17 protein-coding genes and 1 pseudogene are annotated in these 18,232 nt (G+C 37.1%); 8 read left to right on the top strand and 10 right to left on the bottom strand.

The window, feature by feature from the left end; genetic code table 11:
- Positions 1-20: 20 nt before the first annotated feature.
- From lpdA to QM810_RS01835, 3 genes are all read left to right on the top strand, one after another.
- On the top strand, positions 21-1,724 hold the full coding sequence (lpdA, locus tag QM810_RS01845; protein ID WP_414253652.1) for a dihydrolipoyl dehydrogenase: 1,704 nt from the start codon (positions 21-23) through the stop codon (positions 1,722-1,724).
- A 195-nt stretch (positions 1,725-1,919) separates the two neighbouring features.
- Entirely contained in the window at positions 1,920-2,909 is a 990-nt protein-coding gene (locus QM810_RS01840) for a lipoate--protein ligase (RefSeq protein ID WP_414253651.1), read from the top strand.
- A gap of 108 nt (positions 2,910-3,017) precedes the next feature.
- On the top strand, positions 3,018-3,659 hold the full coding sequence (locus QM810_RS01835) for a hypothetical protein (RefSeq protein ID WP_414253650.1): 642 nt from the start codon (positions 3,018-3,020) through the stop codon (positions 3,657-3,659).
- An 84-nt stretch (positions 3,660-3,743) separates the two neighbouring features.
- Here QM810_RS01835 and xerS read toward each other — a convergent pair whose 3' ends face one another.
- Positions 3,744-4,814 carry a tyrosine recombinase XerS gene (xerS, locus tag QM810_RS01830; protein WP_049509685.1) on the bottom strand — a complete coding sequence of 357 codons (1,071 nt, stop codon included), beginning with the start codon at positions 4,812-4,814 and terminating at the stop codon, positions 3,744-3,746.
- Between the two features lie 248 nt (positions 4,815-5,062).
- Positions 5,063-5,299, bottom strand: coding sequence for a zinc-ribbon domain-containing protein (locus tag QM810_RS01825; protein WP_414253649.1), 237 nt, complete (start codon positions 5,297-5,299; stop codon positions 5,063-5,065).
- 152 nt (positions 5,300-5,451) lie between these two features.
- On the opposite strand from QM810_RS01825, the gene QM810_RS01820 reads away from it, so the two are divergent.
- Both QM810_RS01820 and QM810_RS01815 read left to right on the top strand, forming a co-directional pair.
- Complete coding sequence (locus QM810_RS01820) at positions 5,452-6,468, top strand: hypothetical protein (RefSeq protein ID WP_414253648.1); 1,017 nt, start codon at positions 5,452-5,454, stop codon at positions 6,466-6,468.
- 516 nt (positions 6,469-6,984) lie between these two features.
- Positions 6,985-7,308: pseudogene (locus QM810_RS01815) on the top strand (transposase); the annotation flags it as partial.
- A 519-nt stretch (positions 7,309-7,827) separates the two neighbouring features.
- Here QM810_RS01815 and QM810_RS01810 read toward each other — a convergent pair.
- From QM810_RS01810 to QM810_RS01775, 8 genes are all read right to left on the bottom strand, one after another.
- Positions 7,828-8,571 carry a CPBP family intramembrane glutamic endopeptidase gene (locus tag QM810_RS01810; RefSeq protein ID WP_414253647.1) on the bottom strand — a complete coding sequence of 248 codons (744 nt, stop codon included), beginning with the start codon at positions 8,569-8,571 and terminating at the stop codon, positions 7,828-7,830.
- 61 nt (positions 8,572-8,632) lie between these two features.
- Entirely contained in the window at positions 8,633-10,183 is a 1,551-nt protein-coding gene (locus QM810_RS01805) for a chloride channel protein (RefSeq protein ID WP_414253646.1), read from the bottom strand.
- 15 nt (positions 10,184-10,198) lie between these two features.
- Positions 10,199-10,978 (bottom strand): ribonuclease HII, encoded by a 780-nt coding sequence (locus tag QM810_RS01800; protein ID WP_414253645.1) that lies wholly within the window; start codon positions 10,976-10,978, stop codon positions 10,199-10,201.
- Positions 10,965-11,816: a ribosome biogenesis GTPase YlqF gene (ylqF, locus tag QM810_RS01795; RefSeq protein ID WP_414253644.1), complete on the bottom strand. Its 852-nt coding sequence runs from the start codon at positions 11,814-11,816 to the stop codon at positions 10,965-10,967. Before ylqF ends, QM810_RS01800 begins: the two co-directional genes overlap by 14 nt.
- 148 nt (positions 11,817-11,964) lie before the next feature.
- Positions 11,965-12,939 carry a phosphate acetyltransferase gene (gene pta / locus QM810_RS01790; protein ID WP_178895014.1) on the bottom strand — a complete coding sequence of 325 codons (975 nt, stop codon included), beginning with the start codon at positions 12,937-12,939 and terminating at the stop codon, positions 11,965-11,967.
- Positions 12,940-12,954: 15 nt separating this feature from the next.
- The gene (locus QM810_RS01785) at positions 12,955-13,854 is read right to left on the bottom strand and encodes an RluA family pseudouridine synthase (protein WP_414253643.1); all 900 of its coding nucleotides are present in this window, start codon (positions 13,852-13,854) and stop codon (positions 12,955-12,957) included.
- Positions 13,851-14,669 (bottom strand): NAD kinase, encoded by an 819-nt coding sequence (locus tag QM810_RS01780; protein WP_004252947.1) that lies wholly within the window; start codon positions 14,667-14,669, stop codon positions 13,851-13,853. Before QM810_RS01780 ends, QM810_RS01785 begins: the two co-directional genes overlap by 4 nt.
- Complete coding sequence (locus QM810_RS01775; protein ID WP_036754017.1) at positions 14,653-15,324, bottom strand: GTP pyrophosphokinase family protein; 672 nt, start codon at positions 15,322-15,324, stop codon at positions 14,653-14,655. Before QM810_RS01775 ends, QM810_RS01780 begins: the two co-directional genes overlap by 17 nt.
- A gap of 133 nt (positions 15,325-15,457) precedes the next feature.
- Here QM810_RS01775 and QM810_RS01770 point away from each other — a divergent pair, with 133 nt between their 5' ends.
- The 3 genes from QM810_RS01770 to QM810_RS01760 all read left to right on the top strand — a co-directional run bounded on the left by QM810_RS01770 (position 15,458) and on the right by QM810_RS01760 (position 18,232).
- Positions 15,458-16,027, top strand: coding sequence for a CYTH domain-containing protein (locus QM810_RS01770; protein ID WP_414253642.1), 570 nt, complete (start codon positions 15,458-15,460; stop codon positions 16,025-16,027).
- Positions 16,028-16,150: 123 nt separating this feature from the next.
- Positions 16,151-17,101, top strand: a complete 951-nt coding sequence (locus QM810_RS01765) for a ribose-phosphate diphosphokinase (RefSeq protein ID WP_016465844.1) — start codon at positions 16,151-16,153, stop codon at positions 17,099-17,101.
- 15 nt (positions 17,102-17,116) lie between these two features.
- Positions 17,117-18,232: a cysteine desulfurase family protein gene (locus QM810_RS01760; RefSeq protein ID WP_414253641.1), complete on the top strand. Its 1,116-nt coding sequence runs from the start codon at positions 17,117-17,119 to the stop codon at positions 18,230-18,232.

Raw genomic sequence — 18,232 nt, 5'->3', positions numbered from 1 at the left:
ATAGATAAAGGAAGTAAGATATGGCCTTAGAAGTAATTATGCCAAAAGCCGGCGTGGATATGACAGAAGGACAAATCGTCCAATGGAATAAAAAAGTCGGAGAATTTGTAAAAGAAGGAGAAATCCTTTTGGAAATCATGACTGACAAAGTCAGCATGGAATTGGAAGCAGAAGAAGATGGTTATTTGATCGCTATCCTGAAAGGTGACGGCGAAACTGTTCCTGTTACTGAAGTTATCGGTTATCTTGGTGAAGAAGGGGAAAATATCCCAACAGCTGGAGCAACTGCACCAAAAGCTAGCCCAGCACCTGCAGCAAGTGCCTCAAACGATGATGGTAAGAGTGATGATGCTTATGATATCGTTGTTATTGGTGGTGGACCTGCTGGTTATGTTTCTGCCATTAAAGCAGCTCAATTAGGTGGTAAGGTTGCTCTTGTTGAGAAATCTGAACTTGGTGGAACTTGTTTGAACCGTGGATGTATCCCAACTAAGACTTACCTTCACAACGCCGAAATTATTGAAAATATCGGTCATGCAGCTAATCGTGGTATCGTAATTGAAAATCCTAATTTTACAGTTGATATGGAGAAACTTTTAGAAACAAAATCTAAAGTTGTCAATACCCTTGTTGGTGGTGTTGCAGGACTTCTTCGTAGCTATGGAGTTGATGTTCATAAAGGTATCGGTACTATTACTAAAGATAAGAATGTCTTGGTAAATGGTTCTGAATTGCTTGAAACCAAGAAAATCATCCTTGCTGGTGGTTCTAAAGTCAGCAAGATTAATGTTCCAGGTATGGAATCACCACTTGTGATGACTAGTGACGATATTCTTGAAATGAATGAAGTTCCAGAAAGCCTTGTGATTATTGGTGGTGGTGTCGTTGGTATCGAACTTGGTCAAGCCTTTATGACATTTGGTTCAAAAGTTACTGTTATCGAAATGATGGACCGCATTGTACCAGCTATGGATGCTGAAGTATCTAAGAACCTACGTCTAATCCTAGAACGTAAAGGTATGACTATCTTGACAGGTACTAAACTCCAAGAAATTATTGAAGAAGATGGCAAACTCCGTATCAAAGTTGAAGGAAAAGATGATATCATCGCGAATAAAGCCCTTCTTTCAATCGGTCGTGTTCCAGACCTTGAAGGTATCGGAGATGTTGAGTTTGAGTTAGACCGTGGTCGTATCAAGGTTAATGAATACATGGAAACTTCTGTTCCAGGTATTTATGCACCAGGTGACATCAATGGTACCAAGATGTTGGCTCACGCAGCCTTCCGTATGGGTGAAGTAGCTGCTGAAAATGCCCTAAAAGGAAATCACGTTGTTGCTAAGTTGAACCTAACTCCTGCAGCTATCTATACACTTCCAGAAGTAGCAGCAGTTGGTTTGACAGAAGAACAAGCTCGTGAGAAATATGATGTCCAAATCGGTAAATTCAATTTTGCTGCAAACGGACGTGCCATTGCATCAGATGCGGCTCAAGGATTTGTTAAAGTTATTGCAGACAAGAAATATGGTGAAATCCTTGGTGTTCACATCATTGGCCCTGCAGCTGCAGAGTTGATCAACGAAGCGTCAAGTATCATCGAAATGGAAATCACTGTAGAAGAAATGCTGAAGACAATCCACGGACACCCAACATATTCTGAAGTTATGTACGAAGCATTTGCGGATGTTCTTGGAATGGCTATCCATTCACCTAAGAAAAAATAAACAAGTCTCTCAATAAAATTTTCTTAAAGTAGTACGGACGGCAGCGACCTCTATTAGAGTTCCATGCCTAAAAATTGAGCCTCTTGTCTCAATTTTTCTGAGAAATGTAACGATATCTCGTTACATTTCTTTTTACCACTTTAGAAAATTGGATTGCTATGAACAGAATTTAAAAACTAGATTTTTGGAAATACTATGAAATACATTATCAATCATTCAAATGACACTGCCTTTAATATTGCTTTAGAGGAATATGCTTTTAAACACCTTTTGGACGAGGATCAAATCTTCCTTCTTTGGATCAACAAACCATCTATCATTGTAGGTCGTCACCAAAATACGATTGAAGAAATTAACCGTGACTATGTTCGTGAAAATGGAATTGAAGTAGTCCGTCGAATCAGTGGTGGTGGAGCTGTTTACCATGATTTGAACAACCTTAACTATACCATCATTTCAAAAGAAGATGAAAACAAGGCCTTTGACTTCAAGAGCTTCTCTACTCCAGTTATCAATACTTTGGCTGAACTTGGTGTTAAAGCTGAATTTACAGGCCGTAACGACTTAGAAATCGACGGTAAGAAATTCTGTGGAAATGCACAAGCCTATATCAATGGCCGTATCATGCACCATGGTTGCCTTCTCTTCGACGTTGATTTGTCAGTCCTTGCTAACGCACTCAAAGTTTCTAAAGATAAGTTCGAATCAAAAGGTGTTAAATCCGTTCGCGCACGTGTAACCAATATCGTAGATGAATTGCCAGAAAAAATCGCCGTTGAAGAGTTCCGTGACTTGCTTTTGGAATACATGAAAAAAGAATACCCTGAAATGACAGAGTACGTTTTTTCTGAGGAAGAATTGGCTGAAATCAATCGTATTAAAGATACCAAGTTTGGAACTTGGGACTGGAACTACGGTAAATCACCTGAATACAATGTCCGTCGTGGAACTAAATTCCCAAGTGGTAAGGTTGAAATCTTCGCAAACGTCATTGAATCAAAAATTCAAGATATCAAGATTTACGGTGACTTTTTCGGTATCGAAGATGTTGCAGCAGTAGAAAATGTTCTTCGTGGTGTCAAATACGAACGTGAAGATGTCCTCAAAGCCCTTCAAACCATTAACCTAGGTCGATACTTCGCAGGAATCACTGCAGAAGAAATTGCTGAGGCAGTTGTAGAATAAAATCAAAAGAGATCCATATGCTATGGATTTCTTTTTTTAAAACTTGATAATCAATCATTATGAGAGTATAATGTAGTGGAAATTTAAAATAAAAGAGGCCTAACATCAATGATAAAGATTCCAATTGAAAATCTCGGACTATTTGAACAGTTAGATCGTACTGTGGTAGCTTTTTTTAAAAATCAAGAATCTACAAATCCTTACGATTTGCATATTAGTATCACACAAGAACACTTCGATAAGAAAAGACAAGAGTTAGAACCATTAGGTTTGCAAGCTGTCCAAATCCCACTGGGAATGGCTTTAGACAATGTTATTCAGCAAGCACATTTTAAAGCCCTAATTATTGGTGGTCTTGCTCCTGAGGAAATAATCGTTAGCAAAGATGCGTTAATGTCAATGAAAGATATTGTTGATAGTTTTTGTATTATGTATGCTGCAGCTAATAAACGCCTTGAAAATAGTAAAGCTTATGAATTAATGAAAGATAAAACGGTCTACTTTATTGGAAAACTGCTTACTGACATTCCTCAAAAAGGTGATGAAATTGCTTATATGGGCATTGATCGTACAGCTAGTGATGGTACGCCATATGAAGCTGTTAAATGTTTTTTAACGAAAGAAAGTGCTGAGAAGTACAACGAAGAAAAAAGACCCGTTACCCCTGCAAATCTGGCTTATCTAAAGTCATTTTGGGGAAAACCAGTCATTATTGAGCCACACCGTAATTATTGGATCGAATTTTTATAGAATAATAAAAGAGCGTAAGATTCGATAAAAAATCCTACGCTCTTTTTCTAACTCTAAAACACTACATAATTTATGTTATGTATCTTACAAACTATCCAGGGCATTCTTTTGCTCATCATTAACGATATGGGTATACAAGTCGGTAACTTGTGTGCTTGCATGTCCCAGCTGGTGACTGACCAGAACCTGTGATTTGGTTGCATCATATAGACGTGTTGCAAGCGTATGGCGTAGTTTGTGGGGGGTTACGCGAACTTTAAAGTCTTCCGAATACTTAGCCACCATCTTTTCAACACTAGAAGCATCGATACGGTTTGGAACACCTCGATACAAGGTCAGAAAGAGAGCTGTATCAGTCTTTTCTGTCTTATAACGTTTGTCTCTTATAGCAAGATATTGTTCTAAATAAGGCTTAGCAAAGGCAGCAACATTGACTGAGTCTCGTTTTCCCCCCTTTCGAGTGACGTCAATCACCATCATCTTTAGATTGAGATCTCGAAGGTCAAGGTTAACGGCTTCGGAGAGACGGACACCAGAGGCGAGAAGAAGGGCTATAATCGCTAAATCACGTTCTTTGTTCTTGTTAAAGGACGATAAGGCTCGATTTGAGAGAGTTTTAGGGTATTCCTCATCTATATAATTCAAAAATCCCTCTGTTTCATCACCTAAAAAGAGCTTTTGTTTGATATTTTCAGCTCGCGCAGCCAAGGTTTCTTTCTTTTTCTTGGTAGCAACCTTCTTCATGACGTTGCGGTAGAAATAAGGTTCTCCTTGCTCATTTTCAACTTCCTCAGTCAAATACTTATAAAGGCTAGACAATGCTGATAAAGTTCGGTTAATAGTTGTTTGGGAGACACCATTCTTTGTCGTATTAGCATTGAGTAAAGGACGTTCACGTAAGTAAAGAATAAAAGATTCCATGTCTTTCTTGGTCATGTTCTCAAGAACATCCAAAGGAATATTTGCCATAGTATCAGCATCCGATATACCAGATTCCAAAACCCAGGTGAAAAATCGATCGTATTCCTTTAAGTATTCATACAAGGTCGTAAAACTGTATGGAACAGCTAGTTTTGATTGATAGTATTCCAGAACGTACCAGGGCATGACTTGTTTGAGTTTATCAATACGTTCTAATAAGATCTCGCGTTTCATGTTTTTCTCCAAATCTTTCTATACTAGTAGTATAGCATAGCTATATATTTTTTTCAAGAAAATTATAGTTTTTCGGAAAGATGTTATAGGTGATATATGCAATATCTAAATCTTTAAAAGGATAACCAAAAAAATTTTTTAAGCCAATTATACTCAATTATGTACTTTATCTAAGTGAAAACTGAAAATTTTTCAAATGTACATTTTGACAATATAAAAATACTTTATATTACTTAAATAAAGTGTTCTTATTTTTTTATATCTTTTTTAAACTGTATAAAATGTTCTTGCTTTCTTATGTAACCTTTGCAAATCGAACATGCCTTTTTATTTCGTTTTCTGTACGCCATTCTTTCTTTAACTTGAATTTTATAACGATGATCTGAGTTTTCCTGACATATCCACCATACAGACATATTACTCAACTCTGTGATTTCAGTTGGACTTGTTATTAGGAGGTTATTTTCATAATCCCACTTTTTCATTAGACTTTGTTGAGTTATTGCTAAGTCGTTAAATCCTTTTAAAACTTTTTGATTCGTGCACAAGTGTGTAAATATTGTAAAACAATTTCAAAATATGGTAGACTAAATATGAATTTTGATGGACGATAATTAGGTCAGAGAAAAGGTTACAGATGGAAAAATTAATTTTTATCGGAATGCTAGTGTTCTTGGCATTTGTGTTTATTGGAATATTGATTTGGCTACGTTTTAGAATGAAGAACACTTTTGAGAACGGTGTTCCAGTGTACGATGCCCCAGCAAATAATCAGACTAGGACGAGTAAGCTAAGCGTAGGAGAGTATGCAGTGCACATAATTTTAATACTAATTAGCGCTGTAATTGCCTTTAAGGTCATGAGCATGTTCCCTCATGGGGGGGCGGCGCCAATTGGTGCTGCTATAATCACGCCTTCTATACTGTCGCTTTTCAATGCACGAAGGAGAACCGGGAAATCTTGGATAGGTATTGTTGCAGTGCTTATGGTATTTGTATTTTTGATGTTCGCATACATACTGATAGGTTTACCTGATAACGCAGCTCCACTTAAAATTGACGGAACTGAAATTCATCTTACAGAGACTAAGATTTCGGATTTGATAGACCAGGGGTTTGAAATCTATGTGTCAAATGGTAGACATGATTATCCTAATTATAATGATCTTTTGACAACGGGAAGCTATTCTAAATACCAAGGATCGGGGGTTAGCGTACCAAACGGCTTTAAGTCATATGACTCAGCAGTTACGCGATCTACCTATCTTCTTGTAAAGAAGAATGTAGTTCTCGGATGTATAGGTGTTTACGGAGATAAGAGGAAGAGTACGGAGCTGAAGGACTGTGTGGTTACGCAGGTTTGCTTCGATTCTGAATGCACAGCTGCTGCTAAAAAATATGGTATTTCATATAATATAGATGGTATAGATTTGCTAAAGAAGCTTGATGAAAATAAGTTCACGAAAGTATTTGGGAAAAAAATATGGCTGACTCCAAGCGAGCTAAGAGATGAATATTTGGGTCATTATGGCGTGCAGTGGGGAGCAGGTAACAATGAATTCTTTTGGAATCATTATTTTATGAATTTAGACCTTGATTCGAATAATGATATAGTTAATTTTAATTTTAGTTCTAATATTGCAGCAGAGCGATAGAAGAATTTGCAGGGATAATTAGGCAAAATGAAAAAGAAAAAAGTACTAAGTAAGACAAAGTATGCTATTTATCTTCTGATGGTCCACCTTATATGCATACTTTTCACTATAAGCAAAATAATGATACCTTCATGGGGGCACTGGTTAGAGACGACACGTTTTCTTTGGACAAGCTTTCCTACCTATGTATGCGTGTTAATAGCCATTTTCCCAATGGTATGCTTTTGGCCATATTTGATTAGTGCAGATTTTAAGCCGGGTACATCAAAGACCTTGCTTGCTACTTTTGGTCTAATAGTAGGTAACGTGACTCTGATTTTGATATATACGACTATTTTGCACAAGGTATTATAGGTATAAAAGAATCCCTTTTTATAGGGATTTTTTGATTGCTTCAAGTAGCTCGTCATATTCTTCAAATGCTGGAACCTCAGGATGCTCCTTCTTGATTGATTCGGTGCTTCTAAACAAGAATCCTTGTGGGTGTCTCCTTGAAAGAAGTCGGTTTAATCGACGGTCAAGGCAGTTGATGACTTACTAGAAAATTGTTCTCAACCCTATGTTTTAGCTGATTTAGCTTATCTTAGCTATGAACTCAGAGAACAGTTGAAACAGAAAGGTTACCATCTTTGGACGCCTTTACGTCAAAATATGGCAAGAGCTAAACAACATAATCATTGGAAACTAATGGCTATGAGACGGATTATTGAAACTCGATTTTCAGAACTTTGTGCTTTTTTTGATGTCGAACAAACACTAGCTAGAGGCTTTACAGGATTGCAGTTGAGAATGGAGCAAATTGTACTGACTTATAATCTGAGATACTTTGAGATTAACTAGCACCACGAGTAAAAATCTATATCTTACTATCAATAAGTCCTTAAATGAGTAGCCAAAAATGTACAATTGAACCACTACTTCTTCTGCACCTATTAGAGTAAAAATGTACAAATCAATTCCTTAAATCAGATGATGTTATGAACTAGAAAATATACAAAATAACACTTCAAAATAATGTACAAAATAAAAATAAAGTACACTCCTTAAAGAATGTACTTTATGCTTCTAATTCAGTTGTATCAATAGTTTAGCTCACGTTAAGTCAATTGTACATAAACTTTTAGTTTTGCTAGTGTATAGTTTGTAACCAAAATTTTTTAGTTTTTCTTTTAATTAATTTATTATGATTAAAATTTTTTATACTGTTTGCTAACTGCTTCTCCGTCAATCTTCAATTCTAATAAATGTAATTCAGGTAAAATTTGATTCTTATTATCTATCATAAAAACCAAATCAAATTTGATTTGGTTTTGGAGTTTTATATTTCATTTTATAAAAATGAATAGTTTACCAATACAATCAGTTACGACTATACTCTTCTTTTCTATTCATTACCATATAGCATGATACTAAGATGACGAAGATTTTGATTAAGTAAGTTTCGTATTGATTAGTATCTATGGTTAGTTGAGACAAGACATTAATAATTGAATGAGTCATTACACAAATCCAGAGATTGTTTGTTTTAATATATAGTGCTGATAGTATGAAAGAATTTGTCAGTAATCCAATTAAAAACGGCGTCAATTGTAATATTGCCAGAGAACCATCTATGTAAAAGTACAACAGATGCCAAATAGCCCAACTAAAAAAGGTTAAGATTGTTGAGAGGAAATACGGCAAATGTTCTTGTAAAATTGGTTGAAATACATATCGCCATCCAATCTCTTCTATTCCTCCAAATAAAATAAATTTGAAGAACATCAAAAAAGGGAGATACCAGTTAAATTCTAACATTTTCCCACCAAACAATATGAAAGAAAAATCAAATATAATTAGGAAGAAAGATAATAAATAGTGTTTATAACTAGTATGAATGTTAAAAAAATCTTTTAAAATCTTCTTAAAATGAATATGAAAATATCGATTAGCAACAATTATTCCCCAAAGAGCTGAAGAAATTCCACCTAGAATGATTCCTGAAATAGTTAATAAATTAGACTGAACAGAATAACGATTCAATAGAAAGAAAACTAGACAAACTGATACTAATTGGATAAATGTTCCTAGCAAATATACCAAAATTGCCTTATTTTTTTTCATAGAGAAACCTTTCAAAATATGTTATAACTTTTCGTAATAAAAATTATGTAAATTAATACTGCTATAAAAGCAAATCTTTTACTTTTCCAATTTCACTTTTTGGAATCACGAGATGAATCATATCACCTAGATACATTCTTGTTGATCCATTAACAGTCTTACTTTTACCGTTATGTACTTGGGTTGTGATAAGCACGTTGTGTGGTAAATTGAGTTCGTGTACCTGCTTACCAGCAATTTTATCTGAAACGGGGATTTCAATTAGAGTAACTTCACCATCATCAGTTGCTGACTCAGGTAACATTTTCTCCAGCATTGCTTCATAGACAGGTGCCCCTTTGAGCAGATCCATGACGATGTAAGCTACTAGGGTTACCATTCCTAAAGGCATGAGATTTCGGATGTCACCAACCATTTCCGTCACAAGAATCATAGCTGTCAAAGGTGCTTTTGAGATAGCCCCAAAATAACCGCTCATTCCAAGAATTACAAAGATAGGAAATTGCTGTTGGCTAACAAGTCCAAGATTGACACAAATAACGCCTACTAGAGCCCCAAGTAAAGAACCTAATGCTAAAATCGGTAAGAAAATACCTCCTGGCAGTCCACTTCCGTAACTGATCATACTCCAGATAAAGCGAATGATAAAGTAAAGTAAGAGAATTTGGAAACTAAAATTTTGTTCTGTTAAGGATAATACAACTTGATTTCCGCCACCAAGTATCTGAGGTAGAAAAATTCCTACTGGAATAATAAGAATAAAAGCAAAAATCGGATGATAAGCTTTATCAATGTGAAGCCTTTGGCCAATCCATTCATAAACTTTTCCGACATTAAGAACCGCTTTCTCATAAAGAAAACCTGAGAGTCCAAGAAAAATTCCCATTACCAGATAAATCCAATATTGACTAAGACTCATAAGAGGGATATCATCCGGCATATCCAAAACAGGTGTTAAGCCAAAGATGAGAAGGGAAACAAAGTTTGCTACTAGACTGGCTGCCAAGGTAGAAACCCAAAAGAATCGTGAAAAATGGTGATAGACTTCTTCTACTACAAATAATAACCCCGCAATCGGTGCATTAAAGGCAGCAGCAAGTCCAGCAGCAGCTCCGCTAGCAATCAAAGAACGCTCCTCAACAGGGCTAGACTTGAGCCATTTGGCAATTCCTTTTCCTCCTACGGCACCTAGCTGAATACTGGGACCTTCACGACCGAGCATGAGTCCGCTCGCAATGGCCAAGATACCTAGAATGTATTTCTTCCAGAGGACACTCCACCAATTGAGAGACATGAGACCTTTTAACTCCGCTTCAACTTGAGGAATACCAGAACCTTTAATATCTTTTTCTGAGCGTGTTAATTTGGCACTAAGCAAGCAAATTAGAATATAAAACAATAAAATGATCAATAGATTTCGAAGTAGATTTTTTTGGTCTAGATATAGTCCTTGAACGACATGAAAGCCTTTTTCAATCAAAAAACGAAATGACCCAACAATAAGTCCTACGACTAATCCAACAATAATACCTCGCCCTACTTGAGCTAAGATCGTACTGGACGCGAAGGCAAATTCTTTCTTGGAACTAAGTATTTCCGACTGTTCCTCCATAATTCTCTCCTTTAATTATCTTTTACTAGTTTCTGAAATGTTCGTTTTAATCGGTTCAAAACTTGTGCGATGAATGGGTGTAACACCGCACTTTTCTAAACCTTCTAAATGTTTAGCCGTTCCATAACCAGCGTTTTGTGAAAAATCATAACCTGGAAATTTCTGGTCATAGTTGGCCATGATCTTATCTCTCGTAACTTTAGCTATAATTGATGCTGCTGCAATGGATAGAGAATTAGCATCTCCTTTGATGATGGATGTCTGAGTGATTGGTAAATCCAATTTCATAGCATCAATCAAAAGGTGTTCTGGTTGAGGTTCAAGTTGAGAGATAGCTTCTTTCATGGCTAGTTTCGTTGCTTCATAGATATTGACTTGGTCAATGACATGATTGTCCATAATGCCAATACCGATTGCTAGGGCATTCTCTTTGACAGCCTGAAAGATCTCTTCATGTTTTTTCTTAGGAATTTTTTTGCTGTCATTTAAACCTTTAATTTTACAATTTTGAGGTAAAATAACTGCAGCAGCCACCACTGGACCAGCAAGCGGACCACGTCCAACCTCATCTACACCTGCAATTAGGTTAATCCCTTGAACGTAAAGCACTTTTTCATATCGAAGCATAGCTTCTAAGCGCAAATTTTCATCAATTTCAGCTTGAATGGCTTTCTTACGCTTTTCAATTTCCTTTTGTACACCTGAACGAGAATCTTTTTCAAACTCCTTAAACAGAGGACTATCAAGATCGGTTATATTTGCTAATGCTTCTTTTATTTCTTTAATCGTTGCCATTGAGGTCTTCCAATGTATCTAAGGTATAGTTACCTAGTTTTCCATCACGAACTTCCTTGACGAAAAGGTTGTAAAAGCGATCATAATCATCACGGAAACCAAGGATACGAGTCATGTCCATGATGATTTCAGGAGCTTCATCGTCCAGATTCATTTGTTTAAAACGTTCTTGAAGCTTATCAGGATAATGTGTTTTAAAATAATTAAGACCGAAAATTGTCACTTCATCCATTGGGAGCAACTGGTCCTTGATAGCTCCAGTTAAAGCCAACTTTAAAGCAACGGTTTCATCTTCAAATTTTGGCCAGAGAATCCCTGGAGTGTCCAAGATTTCCAAATCTTTATTTGTTTTGAGCCATTGTTGGCCCTTTGTCACACCTGGTTTGTTACCAACTACAGCAATTTTCTTACCAGCCAAACGGTTCATCAGCGTTGATTTACCAGCGTTTGGAATCCCAATGATCATGGTACGCAAGGTCTCGATTTGAATCCCACGTTCTTTTTGACGAGCGATTTTATCTGCCATGAGTTTCTTAGCAGCGTCTGTTACGACTTTAACTGTAATTTGCTCTTTAGAATTGATTGCCAGTGTTTGAATTCCTTGGGATTCGAAGTACTGACGCCATTCTTTTGTCAATGCTGGGTCTGCAAGGTCTGCCTTGTTTAAAATCAATAATCTAGGTTTGTCTCCGATGATTTTAGTCAGCATCGGATTTTGACTAGACAAGGGCAAACGTGCATCTACTAAAACTGTTACAAAGTCAACAAATTTTAAATTTTCCTGGACCTGACGGCGCGCCTTAGACATATGTCCAGGAAACCATTGAATAGTTGCCATTTTATTTCCTTTTCTTCATACAAACTTGTTCTATTAAACATAGATGATTACTGACTATTTTACCATATTTTGGCTATTTTTGCAGATGAATGATATCTCTAATAATGGGAAATCCCCCTTAACCAAGCGGAAAAGAGGGAATGGATTCTTATTGATGAACAGCCTGTGCTGCAGTGATAAGAGTTAATTTGTAAACATCATCAGAGTTACATCCGCGAGAAAGGTCGTTTACAGGTTTGTTAAGTCCTTGCAAAACCGGTCCAACTGCAGCAAATCCACCAAGACGTTCTGCCATCTTGTAACCAATGTTACCAGCTTCGATACCTGGGAAGATAAAGACATTAGCTTGTCCCGCTACATTACTTCCTGGAGCTTTAAGAGCGGCAGTTTCTGGAACAAAGGCAGCGTCAAATTGCAATTCGCCATCAATTTCAAGATCTGGACGAAGCTCATGAGCGATTTTTGTTGCTTCAACAACCTTATCAACACTTTCACCAAAACCTGACCCCTTAGTTGAATAGCTAAGCATAGCAATCTTAGGTTCGATGCCGAACATCTTAGCTGTGATAGCTGAGTTAATCGCGATTTCAGCTAGAGCATCAGCATCTGGGTTGATGTTGATAGCACAGTCACCGAAAAGGTATCGTTCTGTTCCACGAACCATAAGGAAGGCACCTGATGTACGGCTAACATTTGGACGAGTCTTGATAATTTGAAGAGCTGGACGAACTGTTGAAGCTGTAGAGTGAATAGCACCTGAAACCATACCATCAACCAAGCCCATATAAACTAACATAACACCAAAGTAGTTTACATCGTTGCTGAGCACTTCTCTCGCTTCTTCTTCAGTCATTTTTCCTTTACGACGTTCAACGAGTGAAGCGACCATATCTTCAAATTGTGGGTAATGTTCTGGATCGATGACTTCGTAACCTTCTGTAATTCCTTCGATTTCGAGATAGATTTTAATCTTGTCAGGGTTTCCTAGGAGAACTGGGATAACTTCTGTTTCTTTAACCAAACGCTTCGTTGCTTGTAGGATACGTGGTTCTTCACCTTCAGGTAGAACGATGCGAGCATTTTTACCAACTAGGTTGGCTTTCAAACTTTCAAAAACTTCCATGAGTTTTGACTCCTTTTAAGATAAATTATTATTTGATAACTGTGTAATAAGTGTGTCGAAATCATCCGGCAGTGGGCATTCTAGCACTAACTGTTCTTCTAAGAATGGATGATAGAACGATAAGTAATGACAATGAAGCGCTTGACGCTCTATGCCGTGGTCTAAACTTCCACCATAAAGGTCATCTCCGAGCAATGGAAATCCAATATGAGAAAAATGAACCCGAATCTGGTGAGTTCTCCCAGTATGGAGACGAATATCAACTAAGTGAATATTCCCATAAGATGCCACGATTTGATAGGACGTATGGGCATATTTCCCACCCTTTGCTACTCGTCGAGTGATGATAGAATCTTCATCTCGAGCTATTGGAGCGATGATTTCTCCCTTTGGTTCCAGATGTCCATCTCCCTTGACTAGGGCGTAATAACGCTTTTCAATAGCCTTTCTTTGCAATTGCTTGTCTAACCTAGCATGCGCATAGCCGTGTTTAGCAAAAAGCATCAATCCAGAGGTATCTCTATCAAGCCGAGTCACAATATGAACCTGCTGATTCTCATAGTTTTGTTTTACATAGTAGCCCTTAATAAAGTTGGCAATGGTATTGGAATGATTGACACTAGGGATTGAAGCGACTCCAGAGGGTTTGTTAATAATCAAGAAATGATCATCTTCGAATAGAATATCTAGAGGATAATCAATTGCTTCAAGTGTCTCGAATCCTTCCTCTGGCGGAATATCAATGACGACCTCATCTCCGATATCTAAGAGATAGGTTGCATTCTGCGGATGCCCGTTGACTCGAATATCACCACCTCGAAACTTAATCTTGGCAAGTAACCCTTTTGAAACTTCATGTTTTTTCAGAAAGGTTTTGACCTTGACATGTTCGTCGGCAATAAACTGAAACCTCATTCGTCCACCTCGCCAATAAAGGCATCTTTAACACGATTCCAAAAACTGGTGTGGCTTGGTGTGGCTACAAAATGAATCTTGTGGTGATCAATCTGATACTCTATTTTCTCAATATTTCGGAAAGAATAGATACTATTATCGATTGAGATTGTGTGATAGTCATTTCGAGTTGGTATCAATTCAATCTTGTCTTTTTTAGGAACAATAATTGATGAACCAAGTGTTCGGTAGATTCGGTTGTTCAAACTGGCGATTTCAGCTAATTGAAGGGCTTCTATGGTAGGATGTAGTACTGCTCCACCAAGTGATTTATTATAAGCTGTACTTCCAGTCGGCGTTGAAACTGTTAGGCCGTCACCACGGAAACGTTCAAAGGGAACATGGTTAATAATGACATCAGCAACCATAGTTCGATCCGCTCGACGAATGCTAGCTTCGTTTAGTGCTCGGAAAGACTTAACTTCACCGTTTTCAAGAAAGATTTTAACACTTAGGAGTGGATAAGAAACTTGAGCTCCATTATCCAACTGTAAATTTGTAACCAATTGGTCCAACTCAAAATCACGATAATCCGTATAAAAACCTAAATGTCCCGTATGAACCCCAACAAAACGAACCTTATCCAGTTGGTTTTCATACTTATGAAAAGCAGATAACAACATGCCATCACCACCAATAGAGACGACGATATCTGGATTTTTATCGTTCAGAATAAAATTATTCTTTTTTAATCGTTCTTTTAACTCGAATAGAACTTTCTGACTCTGAGGCTTACGGTTGGCAATTAGGTCAATTCGTTTACCTGTATTCTTCATCGGTATCGTCACTGTTTCCTACCCCGTCATTTAACTTTCTGTGCAAAGGATCAAAGAGCGCTTGTGCTTCCTGGATATCAGCGCGTATTTTACTCATTTCTTCGTCTAGCTGATGTGAAATTCTGGCTGTAATCTCAAGTCGTTCTTTGATTTCTTCTGGGAAATCTCCTTGATATTTATAATTGAGAGAATGCTCGATTGTAGCCCAAAAGTTCATAGCCAAGGTACGAATTTGAATCTCAACTAGAATAGTTTTCGCACCGTAAATCGTATCAACCGTATACTCAATAATCACATGGTAAGAACGATAACCTGAGGCCTTTCGATGAGTAATGTAATCACGTTCTTGAACAACTCTCATGTCCTGTCTTTTACGAAGGATAGAAACAACCTCGTTTACGTCGTCTACGAATTGAACCATGACACGTAAACCTGCAATATCTTGCAAATCCTGTTCAAGCGTGTCATAGCCAATACCTCGACGTGCCATTTTTTCTTTGATACTTTCAATCGGTTTAACCCGACCCGTGACAAACTCGATTGGAGAATGTCGGTTTTGTTTTCTATATTGTTTTCGGATTCCTCGGAGTTTTATTTTTAATTCTCCGACAGCTTGAATGTAAGGATCTAAAAATTCTTCCCATTCTGTAATCATATAACTCTTACGTCCAATTCTCTATGCAGTTTAATTTATCTAGTTTTTGATTTTCTCATGAAAATCATATACAATAAATACAATGCTTATTATACCATAAATCGCTTTCAAATATAAAGAAAAGGTTGAAAAAATGAAACATTTAGAAATTGAAATGAAAACACTTCTCAGTAAAGAAGAATATCAGAGATTGCAAGGTCAGTTTTCAGAAATTACACCGATTACACAAAAAAATTACTACTTAGATACACCTGATTTTTATCTTCGTCAACATAAGATTGCCATGCGCATTCGTACATTTGAAAATAGCGCCGAATTGACCATAAAAATCCCACAAACAGTTGGAAATATGGAATACAATCAAGCCCTTACTCTTGAGGAAGCCAATGCTTGTCTTGAAGAATGCAAACTCCCTCAAGGATTAATTTTAGAAGAACTTTCAAATCGAGGTGTTTCACCAAGTGGCTGGGTTGTCTTAGGTTGTTTAACTACTGTTCGTTATGAGAAAGAGACGTCTATCGGACTCATGGCACTTGATCAAAGCAGTTACTTCGATGTTGTTGATTATGAACTAGAGTTAGAAATCGAAAATGGAGACCAGGGAAGTCTTGATTTTCAGGAGTTTTTACAAGCAAATGATATCGAATACAAGAAAGCACCTTCAAAATTAGTACGATTTATAGAAAATATGAAAAAATCCTGAAATAATCAACTTTTTTTGATAAAATAAAAGAGATAAAAAATATTAGAATCTGTAACAGAAAACACTTGTTTTAAAATTGTTTTCTTTTCCTGATTCACTTAGTTTATAGAGGACGGTTTATCAATGTCAGATACAAAGAATATGAAGCTTTTTTCACTTTCATCAAACCATGAAATTGCTCAAAAAATCGCAGATGCTGCAGGTGTTCCACTTGGAAAATTATCATCACGTCAATTCTCAGATGGTGAAATCCAAGTTAACATCGAAGAAAGTGTTCGTGGCTATGATGTTTATATCATCCAGTCTACTTCTTATCCTGTTAGCAATCATTTGATGGAACTTTTAATCACTGTTGATGCCTGTGTTCGTGCTAGTGCAAATACAATCAATGTTGTCATGCCTTATTTTGGTTACGCTCGTCAAGACCGTATCGCTTCTTCTCGCGAACCTCTTACGGCTAAACTTGTTGCAAATATGTTGGTTAAAGCTGGAGTTAGTCGTGTATTGACACTTGATCTTCACGCTGTTCAGGTTCAAGGTTTCTTTGATATTCCTGTTGACAACCTCTACACAATTCCTCTTTTTGCAAAACATTATTGTGATAAAGGTTTGACAGGTTCAGATGTGGTTGTTGTTAGCCCTAAAAATTCAGGTGTAAAACGTGCTCGTAGCCTTGCTGAGTACCTTGATGCACCGATTGCTATCATCGACTATGCTCAAGATGATTCTGAACGTAGCCAGGGATATATTATCGGTGAGGTTGAAGGTAAGAAAGCAATCTTGATTGATGATATTCTAAATACAGGTCGTACTTTCTCTGAAGCTGCTAAAATCCTAGAACGCGATGGAGCGACTGAAATCTATGCAGTTTCAAGTCATGGACTTTTCGTTGACGGCGCTGCAGAATTGCTTGATGCAGCTAATATCAAAGAAATCTTGGTTACAGATTCTGTTGTAACAGAAAGTAAAAAACCTAAAAACGTACAATACATTACTGCAAGCGAATTAATTGGTGATGCCATGGTTCGTATTCATGAAAGAAAACCAGTTAGTCCACTATTTAAGTTTAAATAGAAATTAGGTGAGTTTTTGATATATTTAGATAATGCTGCTACGACTCCAATGTCACCTGCAGCTATCTCAGCGATGACTCAAGTCATGCAAGAAACATATGGGAACCCTTCTAGTATTCATAGTCATGGACGCCAAGCAGGTAAATTATTACGAGAAGCGCGTCAAGAGTTAGCGAGTTTACTAGGAACAAAGCCACAGCATGTTTTCTTCACCTCTGGTGGTACAGAAAGTAATAATACTGCAATTATCGGCTACTGCCTTCGCCACCAAGGGCGTGGGAAACACATCATTACTACTGCTATTGAGCATCACGCAGTTCTTGAACCAATTGAATATTTGGTTGAAAATTTCGGGTTTGAAGTAACTGTTTTGAAACCTGTAAATCAAGAAATCACAGCAGACCAAGTCAAAAATGCTCTTCGTGAAGATACCATTCTAGTTTCAACTATGTTTGCAAACAATGAAACAGGAACTCTATTACCGATTGCTGAAATTGGTGAGGTTTTAAAAAATCATCCAGCTTCTTATCATGTTGATGCAGTTCAGGCGATTGGTAAAGTAGAGATTCTTCCCGAAGAATTGGGAATTGATTTTCTTAGCGCTTCTGCACATAAATTCTATGGTCCCAAAGGCGTAGGTTTCCTATACGCTTCTTCTACAGATTTTGATTCTTATCTACACGGTGGAGATCAAGAACAGAAAAAAAGAGCAGGAACAGAAAACCTTCCTGCAATTATAGGGATGGTCGCAGCACTTAAGGATGATCTTGAACATTTAGAAAGTAATTTTTTAAAAGTTCAAAAGTTACAAGAAACATTTCTAACTGAAATGGATGGATTAAACTACTATCTAAACCAAAGTAAAGAGCAACTTCCCTATGTCCTCAACATTGGTTTCACAGGACAACGAAATGATCTGCTACTACTTCGCCTGGATCTAGAAGGCATTTCTATTTCAACAGGTTCAGCATGTACCGCTGGTATTGTTCAGGTTAGTCATGTTCTTCAGGCTTTTTATGGAGAAGACTCGCCTCGCTTACACGAGTCTGTTCGCGTCAGCATTTCACCTCAAAATACAGAACAAGAAATGATAACTCTTGCTAAAACTCTTAAAAATATCATCGGAGGATAA

Origin of the sequence: Streptococcus infantis, from assembly GCF_047464155.1 — a bacterium.
Classification (GTDB): domain Bacteria; phylum Bacillota; class Bacilli; order Lactobacillales; family Streptococcaceae; genus Streptococcus; species Streptococcus infantis_U.
Note: the sequence above shows the minus strand (reverse complement) of the source record. Positions and strands in the feature narration are given on the sequence as shown.